This is a genomic window from Streptomyces sp. WMMB303, from assembly GCF_029351045.1.
Classification (GTDB): Bacteria; Actinomycetota; Actinomycetes; order Streptomycetales; family Streptomycetaceae; genus Streptomyces.
On sequence record NZ_JARKIN010000001.1, the window covers coordinates 1,695,250 to 1,709,003 of the forward strand.

The window sequence follows — 13,754 nt, forward strand, 5'->3', positions numbered from 1 at the left end:
CCCGCGTCCGTGACGCTGACCACGGCACGTGATCCAATGACCGCATGGTGGAGGACCGCACATGCCTGGGGCCGTTGGAACTGCTCGACGGCCGTTGGGGAGTCGGGGACGCCACACGGCCTGATACCCACTGGGTGGAATTCCGCTCGAACGGCTTCTATCAGCACACTCCAGATTCCGAAGGGCAATTGATCCCGTGGTCCAGGGTCATGAATGGCATCTGGCTCACCTGGGGCAAGCACTCCTGGAACACGAACAGCAGAGGCCTCTACACGCCGAGGGGAATGGTCGCCACCCGCGACGGCGGCTGGATGCACATGACGCTGCGCCACCCGTACGAGGACCACCAGTTGCGCTTCGACCAGCACACGCGCCCGTACCGGGCAGTGGACGTGCTCCGGTTGGAGTACCTGCTGCGGCAGCTCACCACCGAGGGAAAGCCGCATCTCCTCAGCGACTCGGAATGGGTGGGACATGCCGCGGTGTACCTGGCCGGGGGGAATAACCGCTGGATCACCAGGCGTGCACTGCGAAAGGTGGCGGCGGAGGCCCTGGCAGCAGCCGACGCCGGCAGCCGCGGACAACCGCCATCGCCATCGGCGCCGTGAACGGACAACCGACAGCAGGACTACCACCGCGGCCCGGGCATAGCCCTCACCCCGCCATCGCGGTGAGCGCCCTGTCTACGTCATGTGCAAGCTCACCAGTCCGCCGTCCGGCTGCGTCCGCCCCCCGAGTACGCGATCACCGCCGGTGGATCGGGCGTGTTCAGCTTCGGTTCGGCTTCCGATCAGGGGTGCTGTGGAGTGCGGTGAGGCGGGCGGTTTCGTCGTCGCGGAAGTTGCGGACTTCGGTGCAGCGTTGGCTCATGACGAAGTCGCCGAGGGCCATGCAGAGGTCCATGCGTTGGATGCAGACGCCGATCATGAAGGGGCCGTTCTTGGCGCGGTACATCCGGACGCCGTAGTAGCCCTCTTGGCAGTCGCGGTCGTTGTTGAAGCGGCAGCCGGTGCAAGTCTCGGGGAGGCGGACGGGACGGATGCTCTTGGCATAGAGGGTGCGGCCGTCCGGGAGGCGGTAGCGGGTGCGCTGGTCGGAGGCGCCTGCGGTGATGACGCGGAGATCGGGGACGGCGCCCAGGTGGTCGAGGACCTCGCGCATGGCGGCGAGGGAGGCGCCGTCGTCTTCCAGGTTCACCAACATCCGCACGACGACATCGCGGCCGTGCTGCTCGATGATCCGCAGGACCCGCTCGACGTGGTCGTGGTCGGGGATGACGATGTTGGCCGAGACCTTCACACCGTGCCGGGTGGCGGTCTCGATGGTGCGCGTGAGGGCGTCGAGTTTCCGGGCGGCCAGGCGGGGTGAGGCGAGGCGGGGGGCCTGGACGGCGGCGAGTTCGTCGGGGGTGGTGCCGAAGACGGACAGGTTGATGCGGTCCAGCCCGGCCTCCGCGCACTCGGGCAACACGGCCGCGCCGTTCTCGCCGTTGGACGTCAGCCCGACGGTCAGGTCCAGGCGGCGGGCAATGCGGACCAGGCCGGGCAGGTCGGGGTGGAGGGTGGGCTCGCCACCGGTGAAGTGGACCTCGTTGATGGGGAGGCTGCCGCGGACAGCGGCCAGGGCGAGCGCGAAGTCCGTGTCGGCGGGGATGCGCTGGGGCAGGAAGTCGGCTCCGTTGGTGGCCAGGTAGATCGAGACCCTGCCGGAGCGGCCGGGGGTGCCGGCGAAGGCGTCGGGTGGGCGGCCGGTGTTGTCGGTGGCGACGGGGGTGCCTTCGTTGTGGCAGAAGGTGCAGGCCAGCCCGCACGCGTCGATGATCTTCACGCGGAGGGTGCGGTCGGGAACGACCGCGACGGGGACGTCGTCGAGTGGGTCGTGCATCGTTCCGCCTTCCGTGCCCGACCGGGACAGAGGGGTGCCCCGGTCGGCGGGTGTGGGGGTGGGGTCAGAAGCGCAGGTCGGTGATGGTGTCGAGGTCGATGTCGTAGCGGGCATAGATCTTCTGGGTGTTCTCGCTGGTCAGCTCGTCCTTGGGGATGCCGAGGCGTTCGGCGGTCTGCCAGACCTGTTCCTCGTCGTCGCCCTCGATCTCCAGGTACGGGGGAATGCGGGGCCAGGTGTCGATCTCCAGCCGTACGCCGTCCAGCAGCCAGGAGCTGCGGCGGTTCTCCTGGTACGAACGGTGGGACAGCCCCATGAGGCCCAGGAGGGCGTGGGTATCCTCGAAGGAGCCCACGGTGGTCTCGGTCTCCTGGGTACCGTCGATCGCGTCCGAGCTGATCGTCTTGACGCACAGCGTCACCGCGCCGCCCGCGTCCCGCAGCCGCACCCAGCGGCCGTCGACCGGGGGGATGGGGTCATAGACGTAGCGGCGCATCAGTCGCTCGCTGTGGAAGGTGCCGCCTGCGGACTTGATGCGCGCGGCCATCGCCTCCGGGTCGATCTCCAGGGCCTTGGCCTCGTACTCGATGACGTGCATGGGGGTGCCAACTTCCTTCCGTACGGGATCGGGTAGCGGAGTCTGACAGGAGTGCGGGATCGCGCAGCCACTCGTTGAGCCGGTCCTCCACCGGGACAGCAAACGGGCGCGGCACGTCCCATCGCCCTCTCGGTCTGCACCAGCGCGTCAGAGTGCGCCGGAGCTTCTGGAAGGTAGTCAAGATCTCGTCCTTCAGAGCGCGGTGCACAGATCGCGCGGGTCGACGGGGGTGACCTTGCGCAGTTCGCGGATCAGCTTGGACGCGAGCATCGAGTGCAGGCCCGGGTCGTCCTTGGGCAGCCAGATGTCGGTGTCGCCGTGGTTGAGCCGCCACCCGTCGACGGTGAGGCGGTAGCTCACCCCGCCCACTCCCCACAGCCGGGGCACCCTCACCCGCAGCGCCGTGAAGGCCCCGCTCTTGGGACACACGGCCATCGACAGCCGCGCGTCCTTAGCGCACAACGGCGGCATCGCGCTCAGCGCACCCTCCGGCCACGAGGGCGGGTCCAGCTCGTTGCGCCAGCCGAAGAAGAGCCACCCGTCCGCGTTGCGGTCCGCCGGACCGCCGCAGACCTGGCACTTCATCGCGTACATGCACTCGTACTGCCGCCCCGGATGCATCGACGCGAAGTCCGGCCGGCCGACTCCAGGCGAGTACGAACACCGCGCCCACAGCACCCCGAACCCATCACGATCAGAAGGAAACTCCCGCCCTCGGTAGGCCAGCTTCAGGGCGGGACCGAGCGCGACAGCCAGCGTCGCCTCGGCGACCGCCTGCTCGCTGTCCCACATAGCCACGTACGGCACACGCACCGAACGTCCAGTGCGCGGGTGCTTCGCGTACAGGGGCATGCGTCCTGGGCCAAGGGCGAACGCCGTCCCCGTGGCTTCTATGGGGGTCGCTACTCTCGGACGGCCGTACCTGCTCATCAGTCCGGAACCACCATCTCGGCGAAGACCGTCTTCCCGAAGTACCGCAGCTCCACGTCCCAGTTCGCGGCCAGAGCGCTGATGAGCAGAAGACCGCGCCCCTGCTCGTCCTTCGGCCCCGCCTCCCGGTTCGTGGGTTTCGACCTCGACGTGTCTTCGACAGAGATCTGCACCAAGCGCGTCCGGGGTCTCGTCACCGTGACTCGCAGGAGTTGGCATCCGCTGTGCACGATCGAGTTCGTGACCAGCTCAGAGGTGACGAGCACGGTCTGATCGACGAACTCGCCGTCGAACCCCCAGGCGCACAGGGCGGCTTTGACCAGCTCACGGGAGCGGCGAGCAGTCCGTGGCTCGCTCGGCCAGGTCTCGCTGTAGCCGGGGGATCCGACGGCATTGGGTCGAGGCGCGGTCATGGACACAGGGCCATCCCTCCGAGGTGGTGGGGCACCCGTCTCTGAGCGAGGGACAGGGGCAGGAAGCTCTCCGCCGCACCGACGGAACGGGACCCGGCGGCGTCACGCGGAAGTGAGACGAACGTAGGGCGGCGCGACTCCAACTGCCAAAGAGATTGCGTGAGTTTGCAGCACTTCCTTTGACCAGCCTGTACAGCGCTCGGACGATGACTAGGCGGCGCAAACCAGCGCAAGGCAGCAGACAGGAGAATCACCATGAAGCTACGGTTCCTTGGTAAGAACTCCAACGTGGGCGACTGCCCGACCCTGTACGCCACCGACCGTGACACGTACCTCGTCCAGGGATGGAAGGTCTTCGCGAACGACCTGCTCATGCAGCTCGACGTCCCCGAGGGGCAGAGCGTGGTGGAGGTCCCGACCGAGCTGTTCGAGCACCTGGCCGAGGACGGTCTCCCGGCCGGGGAGTTCAGGCGGCTGGAAGACCCTCTCATGATCCTGACGCCGACAGGCACGTACGTGGTCCAGGGGGCGGAGGTGGCCGATCCCGAAGCCCTGGGACAGATGGAGATTCCGGACTACGAGACCGTGGTCGAGGTCCCCAAGGCCGCGATCACAGCCCTACTGGAGGAACCGCGTGGAACTGATCACCGGCGTCGAGCGCAACCGGCTCATTGAGGCGTGCGAGCACGGCGCGTTCCACCTGGAACTGCGCGACGACTACTCGGTGCCCGACGAGGACGGCCCCTTCGAGAGCTGGCTCCGCGACGAACCGGTGGACTACGCGTTCATGGAACCGTGGACGCAGATGGTCAAGTGGCTGGCGGGCGAAGGAAGGGCCGTACGACGCGTCCGTATCGTTTCCCATCCCCACACGCCGTACATCCAGTGGGAACACCGCACCACTCCCCGCAACCTGGATGCCGGCGAGGACATCCGCTGGCTCCCCCGCCACACCGTCCCCGACGATCTGATCTTCCCGTTCGACGGAAAGGACTGGTGGCTCATAGACGACCGGCTCCTGGCCGTCGGCCACACCGATGCCGGTCGAGTGACGGGGCACGAGGTCATCGAAGACCCCAAGGTCATCGCCGAGGCAGTCGCGCTCCGCGACGCCCTGTGGTCCCTCGCCATCCCGCACGGCGAGTACCGGCCCTGATCGACGCGTGAGCAAACAAGCACAGGAGGCTCGTGAGGCGCTGGGTGCCCGGCTGCGCGGTTTCCGGAAAGACGCCGGATTCGACAGCGGTCGGGCACTCGCGCGTGCCCTGGGATGGCAGGAATCGAAGGTCTCCCGTCTGGAGAACGGCAAACAGAACGCCAGCGAGAGCGACATCCGCGCCTGGTGCGAGGCCACCGACCAGCACGGACACATCCCGGATCTGATCGCGACCGTCCGCCACATCGACGAACTCTGGCTGGAATGGCGCCGACAACTCCAGACCGGTGTCGAGACCCGCCAGAAGAAGTCCCTTCCCGTCTACGCGAAGACCCGAGTGTTCCGCATCTGGAACCCCAACATGATCTGGGGAACCTTTCAGACAGCGGAGTACGCCGCGGAGGTCTTCCAGCAGGGCGTCTCCTTCTACGAGTTCCCGAACGACACCGAGGCCGCAGTGGCCAAGCGGCTGGAGCGCCAGAGGTACCTGTACGAGGGAAACCGGATCTACAACGTCCTCCTCGGCGAGCAGGCCCTCTACGCGAACATCGGCGGCCCGGACGTCATGCGGGACCAGTTGGACCGGCTCACCGCGCTGATGGGCCTGCCGCGGGTGAGCCTGGGCATCGTCCCGTCCACAGCTCCCACCGCGATCTGGCTCGGCCACTCCTTCTCGATGTTCGACGACCGGCTCGTCCTCGTCGAGACGTTCTCCGCCGAACTGTCCGTCACACAACCTCGCGAGATCGAGCTGTACGCCAGAGCCTTCTCGCTCCTCCAGCAATCAGCTGTGTACGGCGAGACCGCCAGAGGGCTCATCCACACCGCCAGGAAGTACTTCGACCGGCACCGCGCATGATGACCACCGACGAGGGCGAGAGAGTGAACCCCGAACCGAACTGGCGCACAAGCTCGTACACCGGAACCGAGAACTGTGTGGAAGTCGCCGATGGCGACCCGGCTGAAGTCTTGGTGCGGGACACCAAGGGCCGAGGAGGGCCCGTTCTCCACCTCTCCCCCGGCGCCTGGGCCGATTTCGTCCAGTTCGTGGTCGACGGGGCGGCCAATCGACCTGCTCTGGGAGACCGCCGACTGGCTTCCTCTTCCATCTAGCGAGCTTGAGGTGCGGTCGATCCTGCACACCCTGTCCCGTGCGCGTCCGAGCCCACTCTGCTGCGGCGGGATCTCAGGCCCTGCCTCCCCGACACCGACATGATCCAGCCGGGCGTATGACTCACCTCCTTCACACTGGCATCAGCGCAAGATCGCCGCATGGAACGGAAGCCCTTGTGCAAGAATCGCGATATCAACTAAAGTGGCGTGTGCACTGAAGTGCTCTGAAACGAAGTCGACCAGAGGAGTCGTCCGTATGAGCGTGGCTGTGCCCCCTTGGGCCACGGAGGTGTTCGGCGAACAGGCGCTGCCGGCTCGCGTGCGACTGGGTCAAGCACTGCGGAACATGCAAGCCAACGCGCAGGCAGCACAGGAACAGACCGCCTCCCGAACGAACCACACCTACGGCTCCTCTCGCTGGCAGGGGCAGTTCGAGCGGGTACAGGAAGAACTAAGGGATCTTCCCGGCGCCAGGCCGGTCAAGCCCTACAACTTCCCGTTCGAGTTGATGCTCATCAACAAAGGGCTCCTGTATCCGTTCCTCCACGCGAGGACCAAGGCCGACGTGCGCACGGCGCGCATCCCGAACGAGTCCCAGTTGATAAAGGAACTGTTCATCTTTGCGCCGGAGCCGACCCACGTGCAGGGCTCATTTGACTTCGGCGACGAAGGGGTGAGCAGCGAGACAGTATCCCCTCGTGGTGGCCTTGCGGCCGTACCGCCCGACACCCGCCTGATCCTGGTGCCCTTCGCGTGCAACGCCTCCGAACTGCTGGAAGCGCATTGGGGCATCGCTGCGCTGGGAGAGGAGCGGCGTTTGGAGTGGAAGACGGTGCCCGAGCCCCTGACGCTGCCGGAATCAGTCAAGACGTCCAGGCCGACGATCACCAGCGTCCCCCAGCAGCCAACATCGCCTGCCGCGGAGCACACCAGCTTCGATCAAGGTACTGCGCCGAGGCTTACGCTGTCGTCGCGCGCGAACGTGGACCGACAGCGGGACGTTCCGCCGCTGACCGAAGCAGAGCCAGTCGAGGACCAGACCAGCGAAGACGATGCGACCCACTAAGCAAGACCTCATCCCGGGCACAGAGGCGCGAGGAACGAGCCCCCGCGCCATCTCCGATGGCTTCGATCCCGCACGGCTCACTCAGGCACGACGCTTGGCCGAGATGACCAAGAAGGATGTAGCCGCTGCGCTCGGTGTGACGTCAGCAGCAGTGGGCCAGTACGAGACTGGAGCGTCTCGGCCGCGCCCCGAACTGATCCCTCGCCTCTCCGAGACCCTGGGCGTGCCCAATACCTTCTTCTTGGCCGGGCGTCCGGCCAATCGGCTCGACACCTCGATGGCCCACTTCCGGAGCCTGCGGAGCACTCCCAAATCGCAGAGGGAGCGTGCCCTGGCCTTCGCCGAACAGGTATGGGAGCTCACCTACGCACTGGAACTGCGAATCCAGTTGCCCCTCGTAGACCTCCCAGGCTTCGCCGGCGGAGAGGTTCACCCGGGGGTAGATATGCCAACTGATCCCGCCAGAGCAGCACGAGAGCTTCGACGGCACTGGGGCCTGGGAGACGGCCCCGTGACTCACCTGGTACGGCGGATGGAGTCCCACGGGATCGTCTCCGTGATGCCGCCGTCCGCTGATCCTTCTGCCGCGTCCGTGGATGCCTTCTCAACGCGGGCGGCTCGACCTCTCGTCATCCTCACGGCAAACAGGGCTGACGACATCTACCGGCACCGATTCACTGCCGCTCACGAACTTGGCCACCTGGTCCTGCACGGCGACGCCACCGGTGACAGCCGTCAGGAAAAGGAAGCTGATGCTTTCGCTGCCGAGTTCCTTACCCCGCGTGACAGCATTCTTCCACTCCTGCCGAAGCGGATGGACCTGGCCCGGCTAGCGGAGCTGAGCCGCACATGGGGCGTATCCACCCACTCGCTCGTCTACAGGTGCCGCGAATTGGGGCTCATTTCGGACGCTACTGCTAGTCGAACTTATCAGCGCCTCCGCGCCTTGACAGGCCAGCTCGGTTTCACCCCAGAATCAGTGTCGAACTATCCAGCCGAGACACCCACCCTGCTCCGGCAAGCCTTTGAACTCGCTACCGAGGAAGCGGGCCTGTCGGTCGCCAGATTGGCTCACGAGTTGGCCTGGACACCAGAGCGCGTTCGCGAACTGCTAGGCGTACACGAGCAACGGCCGGTACTGCGTCTCGTCCAGTAGCAGAGACCCCTAGCTGGATCTAGGGCGGGCCAGCCGATCTCGCTAATCCGAACAGCCGGAGAGTCACTCACCTTCCTCTCTACGGAGAGTGGCAGCATCATCAGCCCCAAGGGGCCCGAGCACGGGGGCACTACGGCGCACCCGGACCCAGCACGGCTAGCCCCAAGCACCAGAGGCATAAGGAGCGTCTATCGCCTTTACCTCAGTCCTTCAAAATGGCATCAGTATGCTGATCCTCCTGATTCCACACATCGCTATACGATCGCAAGTCTTCCGCAGACAACTCCAGGTCGCCGTGGACGCGAACAGCACTGGTATCCCAGGGGCGCAGACCGTCGAAGCGCGGAGTCAGTAGAATTCCGAGTGCAGAAGATTCGTGCACTCGACCAGTACGCGTGGTCAACTCATGGTGACGTAGCTGCACATATACTCAGAACGCTGCTTGGACACTGGGGTCGAAGCGTGTGGCCGCACCCACGATGAGCTGCCGGGTGCCGTCTTCCTCAACCAGACGCCGAAAGCGCCATTTGAGGTGATCAGCGGGAACATCCGGAACGTCACGGAGCATGTCCAACAGCAGGTGCCCCCACTCAGCTCGGGCCGATACCGGCAGTCGATCGAAGTCGGACAGAACTGCGAACCAACCGTCTCCCGGCACAGGTTCTCGCATAAGACTGGTGGCTACGTCCTCCAGCATGATGCGAATCATCAGGTGTGCATGAGTGCCGTCAGAACCAGCTGGGGCCTGCGGTAGTTGCGGTGCGGAGTACAACATGCTGCCCGGCCCGAGCAACTCGGTGTCGATCTCCTTCGGCGGCATGGCTGCGTCAGCAGCGGCTAGTTCGTAGAAACGGACTGGCTCTTCACCCAGCGGAACTACAGGTTCCGCAGCGGCGCGAAAGAGGTAGTCCAGCACAGCGGTGGTAGACCGCATCTGATCAAAGAGAAAGTCCCAGTCGCGACGGGTCAGCGCGATAGCGGGCATTCCGATCGGCTCCCAGGAGACCACGGTGTTCTCCGGAACATGGGGATGGTCGAGCAGAAACACCGCAACCCATTCGTAAGCTGCGCTGTCGACACGCAGCGTCCAGCCTCTCTCGTTGACCATGTCACTGGGCAAGATACGAAGCTGCCGCACAGTACCCTTCGCCTGTTTCATCGCCTTCGCCGCCACCTTCTGAATCCAGGAGGTCTCCTGTATGTCTGGCTTGGGCTCGATGGTGCGGGCCTTGACCTGTACGACTGCTCCTCGGCCGCCAGCCAGCAGTATCCGGTCGCCGAGCTCTCTTCGTCCTGACCCCTTGGTCGCGTGGTCGGCCTGCTGGAAGACAAAGTCCGGCATACCCCAGGCCGCGGCGGCGGTGTGGGCGGCGGCCTCAGCACCAGTGCCGTGGTCGACGCCGGACGGCCGAGGCAGCGCCGGGGGTATTCGCCTCATGTAGGCCCCATTGGGTGTCTGCACGATGAGCGTGAGGCTGTCGGGGCTGTCGTCTCGGACGTAGCGCCACAGCTGGGATGAAGCCGAGTCGGTCATATAGCTATTAGACGACTTCTATGTGGCTTCAGGCGGGGATTCCGCGTCGTTCCCCATCAGCGCCAGCAGGCTAGGCGTTCGGCGCGTCAGTCCGACCCATAGTGCTTGAGCAGTGTCTCGCAGCGAGGAGTATGCGGCCCTGCGGGACCATCGAGAGTTAGGCGCTGAGCCCCGGGAAGAAACTTGGTTTGCCTCTTGGGCTGCGAGGAAGGGACCACAGCGTCTTGCCGAGCGCTATCCGCAGGATGCAGGTGACGTTGGAGTACTACACACGGTCGCGTCCCACAGGCGGAGACGCCGGTGCATGAACGGCCCCGCCAGGACCAACATGCCGACTCCTGGCGCTCACCGCTGCCCATCCGCGATCAAGGTGCGGCATTGGGTCGGCGTATGACATCCCGAAGGCCGCCGCCCTGGGATCAGGACGGCGGCCCACAACTGCATAACTGACGCAGCATCAGTGGTTCGGGCTCCCGGTGCACATCCGGTGCACACGAGGGTGGGAACAAGTCGGGAACAGCGGGAAACGTTGAACGCTCTTTCCGCAGGTCACAGCAGGTTTCCCAGCCAGCCCCGCAGGCAGCCCGACCCCGCACTTTAGAGGTCGAAGTACAGTTCGAACTCGTGCGGGTGGGGGCGGAGCTGCATGGGGGCGATTTCGTTGGTGCGCTTGTAGTCGATCCAGGTCTCGATCAGGTCGGCGGTGAAGACGCCGCCGGCCTGGAGGTATTCGTTGTCGGCCTCCAGGGCGTCCAGGACGGCCGGGAGCGAGGTGGGGACCTGGGCGACGTCGGCGTGCTCTTCGGGGGCGAGCTCGTAGAGGTCCTTGTCGATCGGCTCCGCGGGCTCGATCTTGTTCTTGATGCCGTCCAGGCCGGCCAGCATCAGCGCGGAGAAGGCCAGGTACGGGTTGGACGAGGGGTCCGGGGCGCGGAACTCGACGCGCTTGGCCTTGGGGTTGGAGCCGGTGATCGGGATCCGCATCGCGGCCGAGCGGTTGCGCTGCGAGTAGACCAGGTTGACCGGGGCCTCGAAGCCGGGGACCAGGCGGTGGTAGGAGTTCACCGTCGGGTTGGTGAAGGCCAGCAGCGAGGGGGCGTGGCGCAGGATGCCGCCGATGTAGTAGCGGGCGGTGTCCGAGAGGCCCGCGTAGCCCTGCTCGTCGTAGAAGAGGGGGTCGCCGCCCGACCAGAGGGACTGGTGGACGTGCATGCCGGAGCCGTTGTCGCCGAAGATCGGCTTGGGCATGAAGGTGGCGGTCTTGCCGTTGCGCCAGGCGGTGTTCTTGACGATGTACTTGAACAGCATCAGGTCGTCGGCCGCGGCCAGCAGCGTGTTGAACTTGTAGTTGATCTCCGCCTGGCCCGCGGTGCCCACCTCGTGGTGCTGGCGCTCGACCTGGAGTCCGGCGCGGGTCAGCTCGAGGGAGATCTCGGCGCGGAGGTCGGCGAAGTGGTCGACGGGCGGGGCCGGGAAGTAGCCGCCCTTGTAGCGGACCTTGTAGCCGCGGTTGCCGCCGTCCTCGAGGGCGCCGGTGTTCCAGGCTCCCGCCTCGGAGTCGATCTCGTAGAAGGAGCGGTTCGCGGTGGTCTCGAAGCGGGCGCTGTCGAACACGTAGAACTCCGCCTCCGGACCGAAGAACGCCGTGTCGGCGATCCCGGAGGAGGCGAGGTACGCCTCGGCCTTCTTGGCCACGTTCCGCGGGTCACGGCTGTACTGCTCGCCGGTGATCGGGTCGTGGATGAAGAAGTTGATGTTGAGGTGCTTCTCGGAGCGGAACGGGTCCAGCCGCGCGGTGGACAGGTCCGGGACCAGCGCCATGTCGGACTCGTGGATGGCCTGGAATCCGCGGATCGAGGAGCCGTCGAACATCAGGCTCTCGGCCGGATCGAAGGACTCCGCGGGAACGGCGAAGTGCTGCATGACGCCGGGCAGGTCGCAGAACCGGACGTCGATGAATTTGACGTCGTTGTCCGCGATGTACTTCTTGGCCTCGTCGGCGTTCTGGAACATCCATCCTCCTAGTCCCGCCGCGTCGGGACGGGCTTGCTCCGGCTCCGGGTGCGGGCACAGGGGCTCCGCACGCCTGATGGCCGACATTAGGCAGGGGCCATTTCTCCAGCATGACTCAACTGTTTCGCTGATGTTAACCACCAGGCGGGGCCGGGATCGGTCAACCGTGCGGAGTGCGACTGTTACGGTCGGTTTGCGCGGGCCTTGCGAACCGTTTGCCCGGGGAGACGCCCAGGGGGTGTTCGACGCCGGGCGGCGAGTTCGCGGAGCCGTCCCCTCGGGACCTCCCGGGGCGGTCACCTTCGGAGACGTACGCCGTACGGTGATCATCGTACGGCGTACGAGCTGTCGCTGCCGCCCGGCACCCGGATCGCCCGGCCACCCGGTCGCCCCGGCGGGCCCGCCGCCGGACGGGCCGGCTCACGGGGGAATCCGGCGCGATACCGTGGCCGGGTGGACAACAGGGAAGCAATCGGGTCATGGCTGTCCGGACCGCGGGCCGCCGCGGAGGAGATGGGCGCCGATTTCGGCCACCGCGGCAAGCGGCTCGGGCTCCCAGCCGAAGGCCCCGGCTCGATCGCGCCGGTCGGGCGGAGGGTCGGTGCGCTCTTCATCGACTGGGCGCTCTCGGCTCTCGTCGCGTTCGGGCTGCTCGCGGGACGCCGCCTGGAGGCCACCAACAACTGGGCGCTCGTCGTCTTCCTCGTCATGAGCCTGCTGACCGTCGGCACGGTCGGCGCCACCCCCGGGAAGCGGCTGCTGGGGCTGCGTGTGGTCGCGCTGGACGGGCTGGAGAGGCTGCCGGTGTGGCGGGCCGCGGTACGCACCGTGCTGCTCGGCCTCGCCCTGCCCGCGCTCGTCTGGGACCGCGACAACCGCGGACTGCACGACCGCCTCTCGGGCTCGGTCCAGGTGCGGGCCTGATCATCCGTCCGTGCCCGTCCGCGGGCCGGGCGTGAGGCCCGCGTCTCTCCTCGTCGCAGCGGGCATGAGGAGGGGGCGGAGCCCCTCCCCGGAGCCCCGCCCCTGCCGCTGCCTCTTCGCTCGCCGTCCCCGTGCGAGTGCGCGGAACGCCGCTAGCGGCCCTGCGGGCCCTTGGGGAGCTTCATGCCCTTGGGCATCGGGCCCTTCGGGATGGGCATGTTGCTCATGAGGTCGCCGAGCGCGCGGAGGCGGTCGTTGATCTGGGTGACCTCGGAGCCCTGGAGCGTGCGGGGCAGCTTCATGATCCTGACCCGGAGCTTCTTCAGCTCGACCTGGCCCTCGTCGTTGCCGACGACGAGGGTGTGGACCGGTACGTCGCCGACGACGCGGCTCATCTTCTTCTTCTCGGACGCCAGCAGGCCACGCAGCCGGTTCGGGTTCCCCTCGCCGACCAGGACGATGCCCGCCTTGCCGACCGCGCGGTGGACCACGTCCTGGCTGCGGTTCATCGCCACGGCCGGGGTGACCTGCCAGCCGCGGCCGATGTTCTCCAGTACGGCGGCCGCCGCTCCCGGCTGGCCCTCCATCTGTCCGAACGCGGCCCGCTCAGCGCGGCGCCCGAAGATGATCGCGCAGGCCAGCAGGCCCAGCAGCACGCCGACGATCCCCAGGTAGACCGGGTGACCGATCAGAAAGCCGACCGCGAGGAGTACACCGAAGGTGACAAGCCCCACGCCGGCCAGGATCCAACCGATCTTCCGGTCCACGCGCCGGGTCATCTTGTACGTCTGGGCGATCTGCTTGAGCCGCCCAGGATTCTCGGTGTTGTCCTTCCTCGCCATGCGGGGAAGTTTACGTGGGAGGGACGGCGAGGTGCTGCGCGGCCGGGGCTACCGGGTCCGGTCGCCGGGACCGGCCCGGTCAGAGCCCGGACGAGAGGCCCGGTCCGCCCCGCGCGGGCCGGCCG

15 protein-coding genes are annotated in these 13,754 nt (G+C 66.6%); 8 read left to right on the plus strand and 7 right to left on the minus strand.

Going from position 1 to position 13,754, the window contains the following annotated elements; genetic code table 11:
* The first annotated feature begins 44 nt into the window (after positions 1-44).
* Positions 45-608: a hypothetical protein gene (locus tag P2424_RS07650; protein WP_276475022.1), complete on the plus strand. Its 564-nt coding sequence runs from the start codon at positions 45-47 to the stop codon at positions 606-608.
* Positions 609-768: 160 nt separating this feature from the next.
* Here P2424_RS07650 and P2424_RS07655 read toward each other — a convergent pair whose 3' ends face one another.
* The 4 genes from P2424_RS07655 to P2424_RS07670 form a co-directional block, all read right to left on the minus strand.
* Positions 769-1,884, minus strand: coding sequence for a radical SAM protein (locus P2424_RS07655; protein ID WP_276475023.1), 1,116 nt, complete (start codon positions 1,882-1,884; stop codon positions 769-771).
* A 64-nt stretch (positions 1,885-1,948) separates the two neighbouring features.
* On the minus strand, positions 1,949-2,482 hold the full coding sequence (locus tag P2424_RS07660) for a CYTH domain-containing protein (RefSeq protein ID WP_276475024.1): 534 nt from the start codon (positions 2,480-2,482) through the stop codon (positions 1,949-1,951).
* A 192-nt stretch (positions 2,483-2,674) separates the two neighbouring features.
* Complete coding sequence (locus P2424_RS07665; RefSeq protein WP_276475025.1) at positions 2,675-3,289, minus strand: hypothetical protein; 615 nt, start codon at positions 3,287-3,289, stop codon at positions 2,675-2,677.
* Positions 3,290-3,411: 122 nt separating this feature from the next.
* Entirely contained in the window at positions 3,412-3,825 is a 414-nt protein-coding gene (locus tag P2424_RS07670; RefSeq protein ID WP_276475026.1) for an ATP-binding protein, read from the minus strand.
* Between the two features lie 255 nt (positions 3,826-4,080).
* Between P2424_RS07670 and P2424_RS07675 the strand changes: the two genes are divergently transcribed.
* The 6 genes from P2424_RS07675 to P2424_RS07700 all read left to right on the plus strand — a co-directional run bounded on the left by P2424_RS07675 (position 4,081) and on the right by P2424_RS07700 (position 8,316).
* Positions 4,081-4,500, plus strand: a complete 420-nt coding sequence (locus P2424_RS07675) for a hypothetical protein (protein WP_276475027.1) — start codon at positions 4,081-4,083, stop codon at positions 4,498-4,500.
* On the plus strand, positions 4,460-4,981 hold the full coding sequence (locus P2424_RS07680; RefSeq protein ID WP_276475028.1) for a DUF6879 family protein: 522 nt from the start codon (positions 4,460-4,462) through the stop codon (positions 4,979-4,981). The genes P2424_RS07675 and P2424_RS07680 overlap by 41 nt, the downstream gene beginning before the upstream one ends.
* Positions 4,982-4,988: 7 nt before the next feature.
* Positions 4,989-5,840, plus strand: coding sequence for a helix-turn-helix transcriptional regulator (locus P2424_RS07685; protein WP_276475029.1), 852 nt, complete (start codon positions 4,989-4,991; stop codon positions 5,838-5,840).
* A complete protein-coding gene (locus P2424_RS07690; RefSeq protein WP_276478870.1) occupies positions 5,840-6,094 on the plus strand; it encodes a DUF397 domain-containing protein in 255 nt (84 codons plus the stop codon). Before P2424_RS07685 ends, P2424_RS07690 begins: the two co-directional genes overlap by 1 nt.
* Before the next feature lie 256 nt (positions 6,095-6,350).
* Positions 6,351-7,160 carry a hypothetical protein gene (locus tag P2424_RS07695; RefSeq protein WP_276475030.1) on the plus strand — a complete coding sequence of 270 codons (810 nt, stop codon included), beginning with the start codon at positions 6,351-6,353 and terminating at the stop codon, positions 7,158-7,160.
* A complete protein-coding gene (locus P2424_RS07700) occupies positions 7,147-8,316 on the plus strand; it encodes an XRE family transcriptional regulator (RefSeq protein WP_276475031.1) in 1,170 nt (389 codons plus the stop codon). The genes P2424_RS07695 and P2424_RS07700 overlap by 14 nt, the downstream gene beginning before the upstream one ends.
* 430 nt (positions 8,317-8,746) lie before the next feature.
* On the opposite strand, the gene P2424_RS07705 is transcribed toward P2424_RS07700, so the two are convergent.
* Both P2424_RS07705 and glnA read right to left on the minus strand, forming a co-directional pair.
* Entirely contained in the window at positions 8,747-9,850 is a 1,104-nt protein-coding gene (locus P2424_RS07705; protein ID WP_276475032.1) for a hypothetical protein, read from the minus strand.
* A gap of 597 nt (positions 9,851-10,447) precedes the next feature.
* Complete coding sequence (gene glnA, locus P2424_RS07710) at positions 10,448-11,863, minus strand: type I glutamate--ammonia ligase (protein WP_276475033.1); 1,416 nt, start codon at positions 11,861-11,863, stop codon at positions 10,448-10,450.
* Between the two features lie 453 nt (positions 11,864-12,316).
* On the opposite strand from glnA, the gene P2424_RS07715 reads away from it, so the two are divergent.
* Positions 12,317-12,787 carry an RDD family protein gene (locus P2424_RS07715; protein WP_276475034.1) on the plus strand — a complete coding sequence of 157 codons (471 nt, stop codon included), beginning with the start codon at positions 12,317-12,319 and terminating at the stop codon, positions 12,785-12,787.
* 152 nt (positions 12,788-12,939) lie between these two features.
* Here P2424_RS07715 and P2424_RS07720 read toward each other — a convergent pair whose 3' ends face one another.
* A complete protein-coding gene (locus P2424_RS07720; RefSeq protein WP_074998397.1) occupies positions 12,940-13,629 on the minus strand; it encodes a DUF4191 domain-containing protein in 690 nt (229 codons plus the stop codon).
* Positions 13,630-13,754: the final 125 nt, after the last annotated feature.

Excerpts from the sequence above, each read along its gene's own strand:
- P2424_RS07655 (WP_276475023.1), bottom strand. The coding sequence starts at position 1,884 with ATGCACGACCCACTCGACGACGTCCCCGTCGCGGTCGTTCCCGACCGC.
- P2424_RS07675 (WP_276475027.1), top strand. The coding sequence starts at position 4,081 with ATGAAGCTACGGTTCCTTGGTAAGAACTCCAACGTGGGCGACTGCCCG.
- glnA (WP_276475033.1), bottom strand. The coding sequence starts at position 11,863 with ATGTTCCAGAACGCCGACGAGGCCAAGAAGTACATCGCGGACAACGAC.
- P2424_RS07695 (WP_276475030.1), top strand. The coding sequence starts at position 6,351 with ATGAGCGTGGCTGTGCCCCCTTGGGCCACGGAGGTGTTCGGCGAACAG.
- P2424_RS07660 (WP_276475024.1), bottom strand. The coding sequence starts at position 2,482 with ATGCACGTCATCGAGTACGAGGCCAAGGCCCTGGAGATCGACCCGGAG.
- P2424_RS07700 (WP_276475031.1), top strand. The coding sequence starts at position 7,147 with ATGCGACCCACTAAGCAAGACCTCATCCCGGGCACAGAGGCGCGAGGA.
- P2424_RS07670 (WP_276475026.1), bottom strand. The coding sequence starts at position 3,825 with ATGACCGCGCCTCGACCCAATGCCGTCGGATCCCCCGGCTACAGCGAG.
- P2424_RS07720 (WP_074998397.1), bottom strand. The coding sequence starts at position 13,629 with ATGGCGAGGAAGGACAACACCGAGAATCCTGGGCGGCTCAAGCAGATC.
- P2424_RS07690 (WP_276478870.1), top strand. The coding sequence starts at position 5,840 with ATGACCACCGACGAGGGCGAGAGAGTGAACCCCGAACCGAACTGGCGC.
- P2424_RS07650 (WP_276475022.1), top strand. The coding sequence starts at position 45 with ATGGTGGAGGACCGCACATGCCTGGGGCCGTTGGAACTGCTCGACGGC.
- P2424_RS07705 (WP_276475032.1), bottom strand. The coding sequence starts at position 9,850 with ATGACCGACTCGGCTTCATCCCAGCTGTGGCGCTACGTCCGAGACGAC.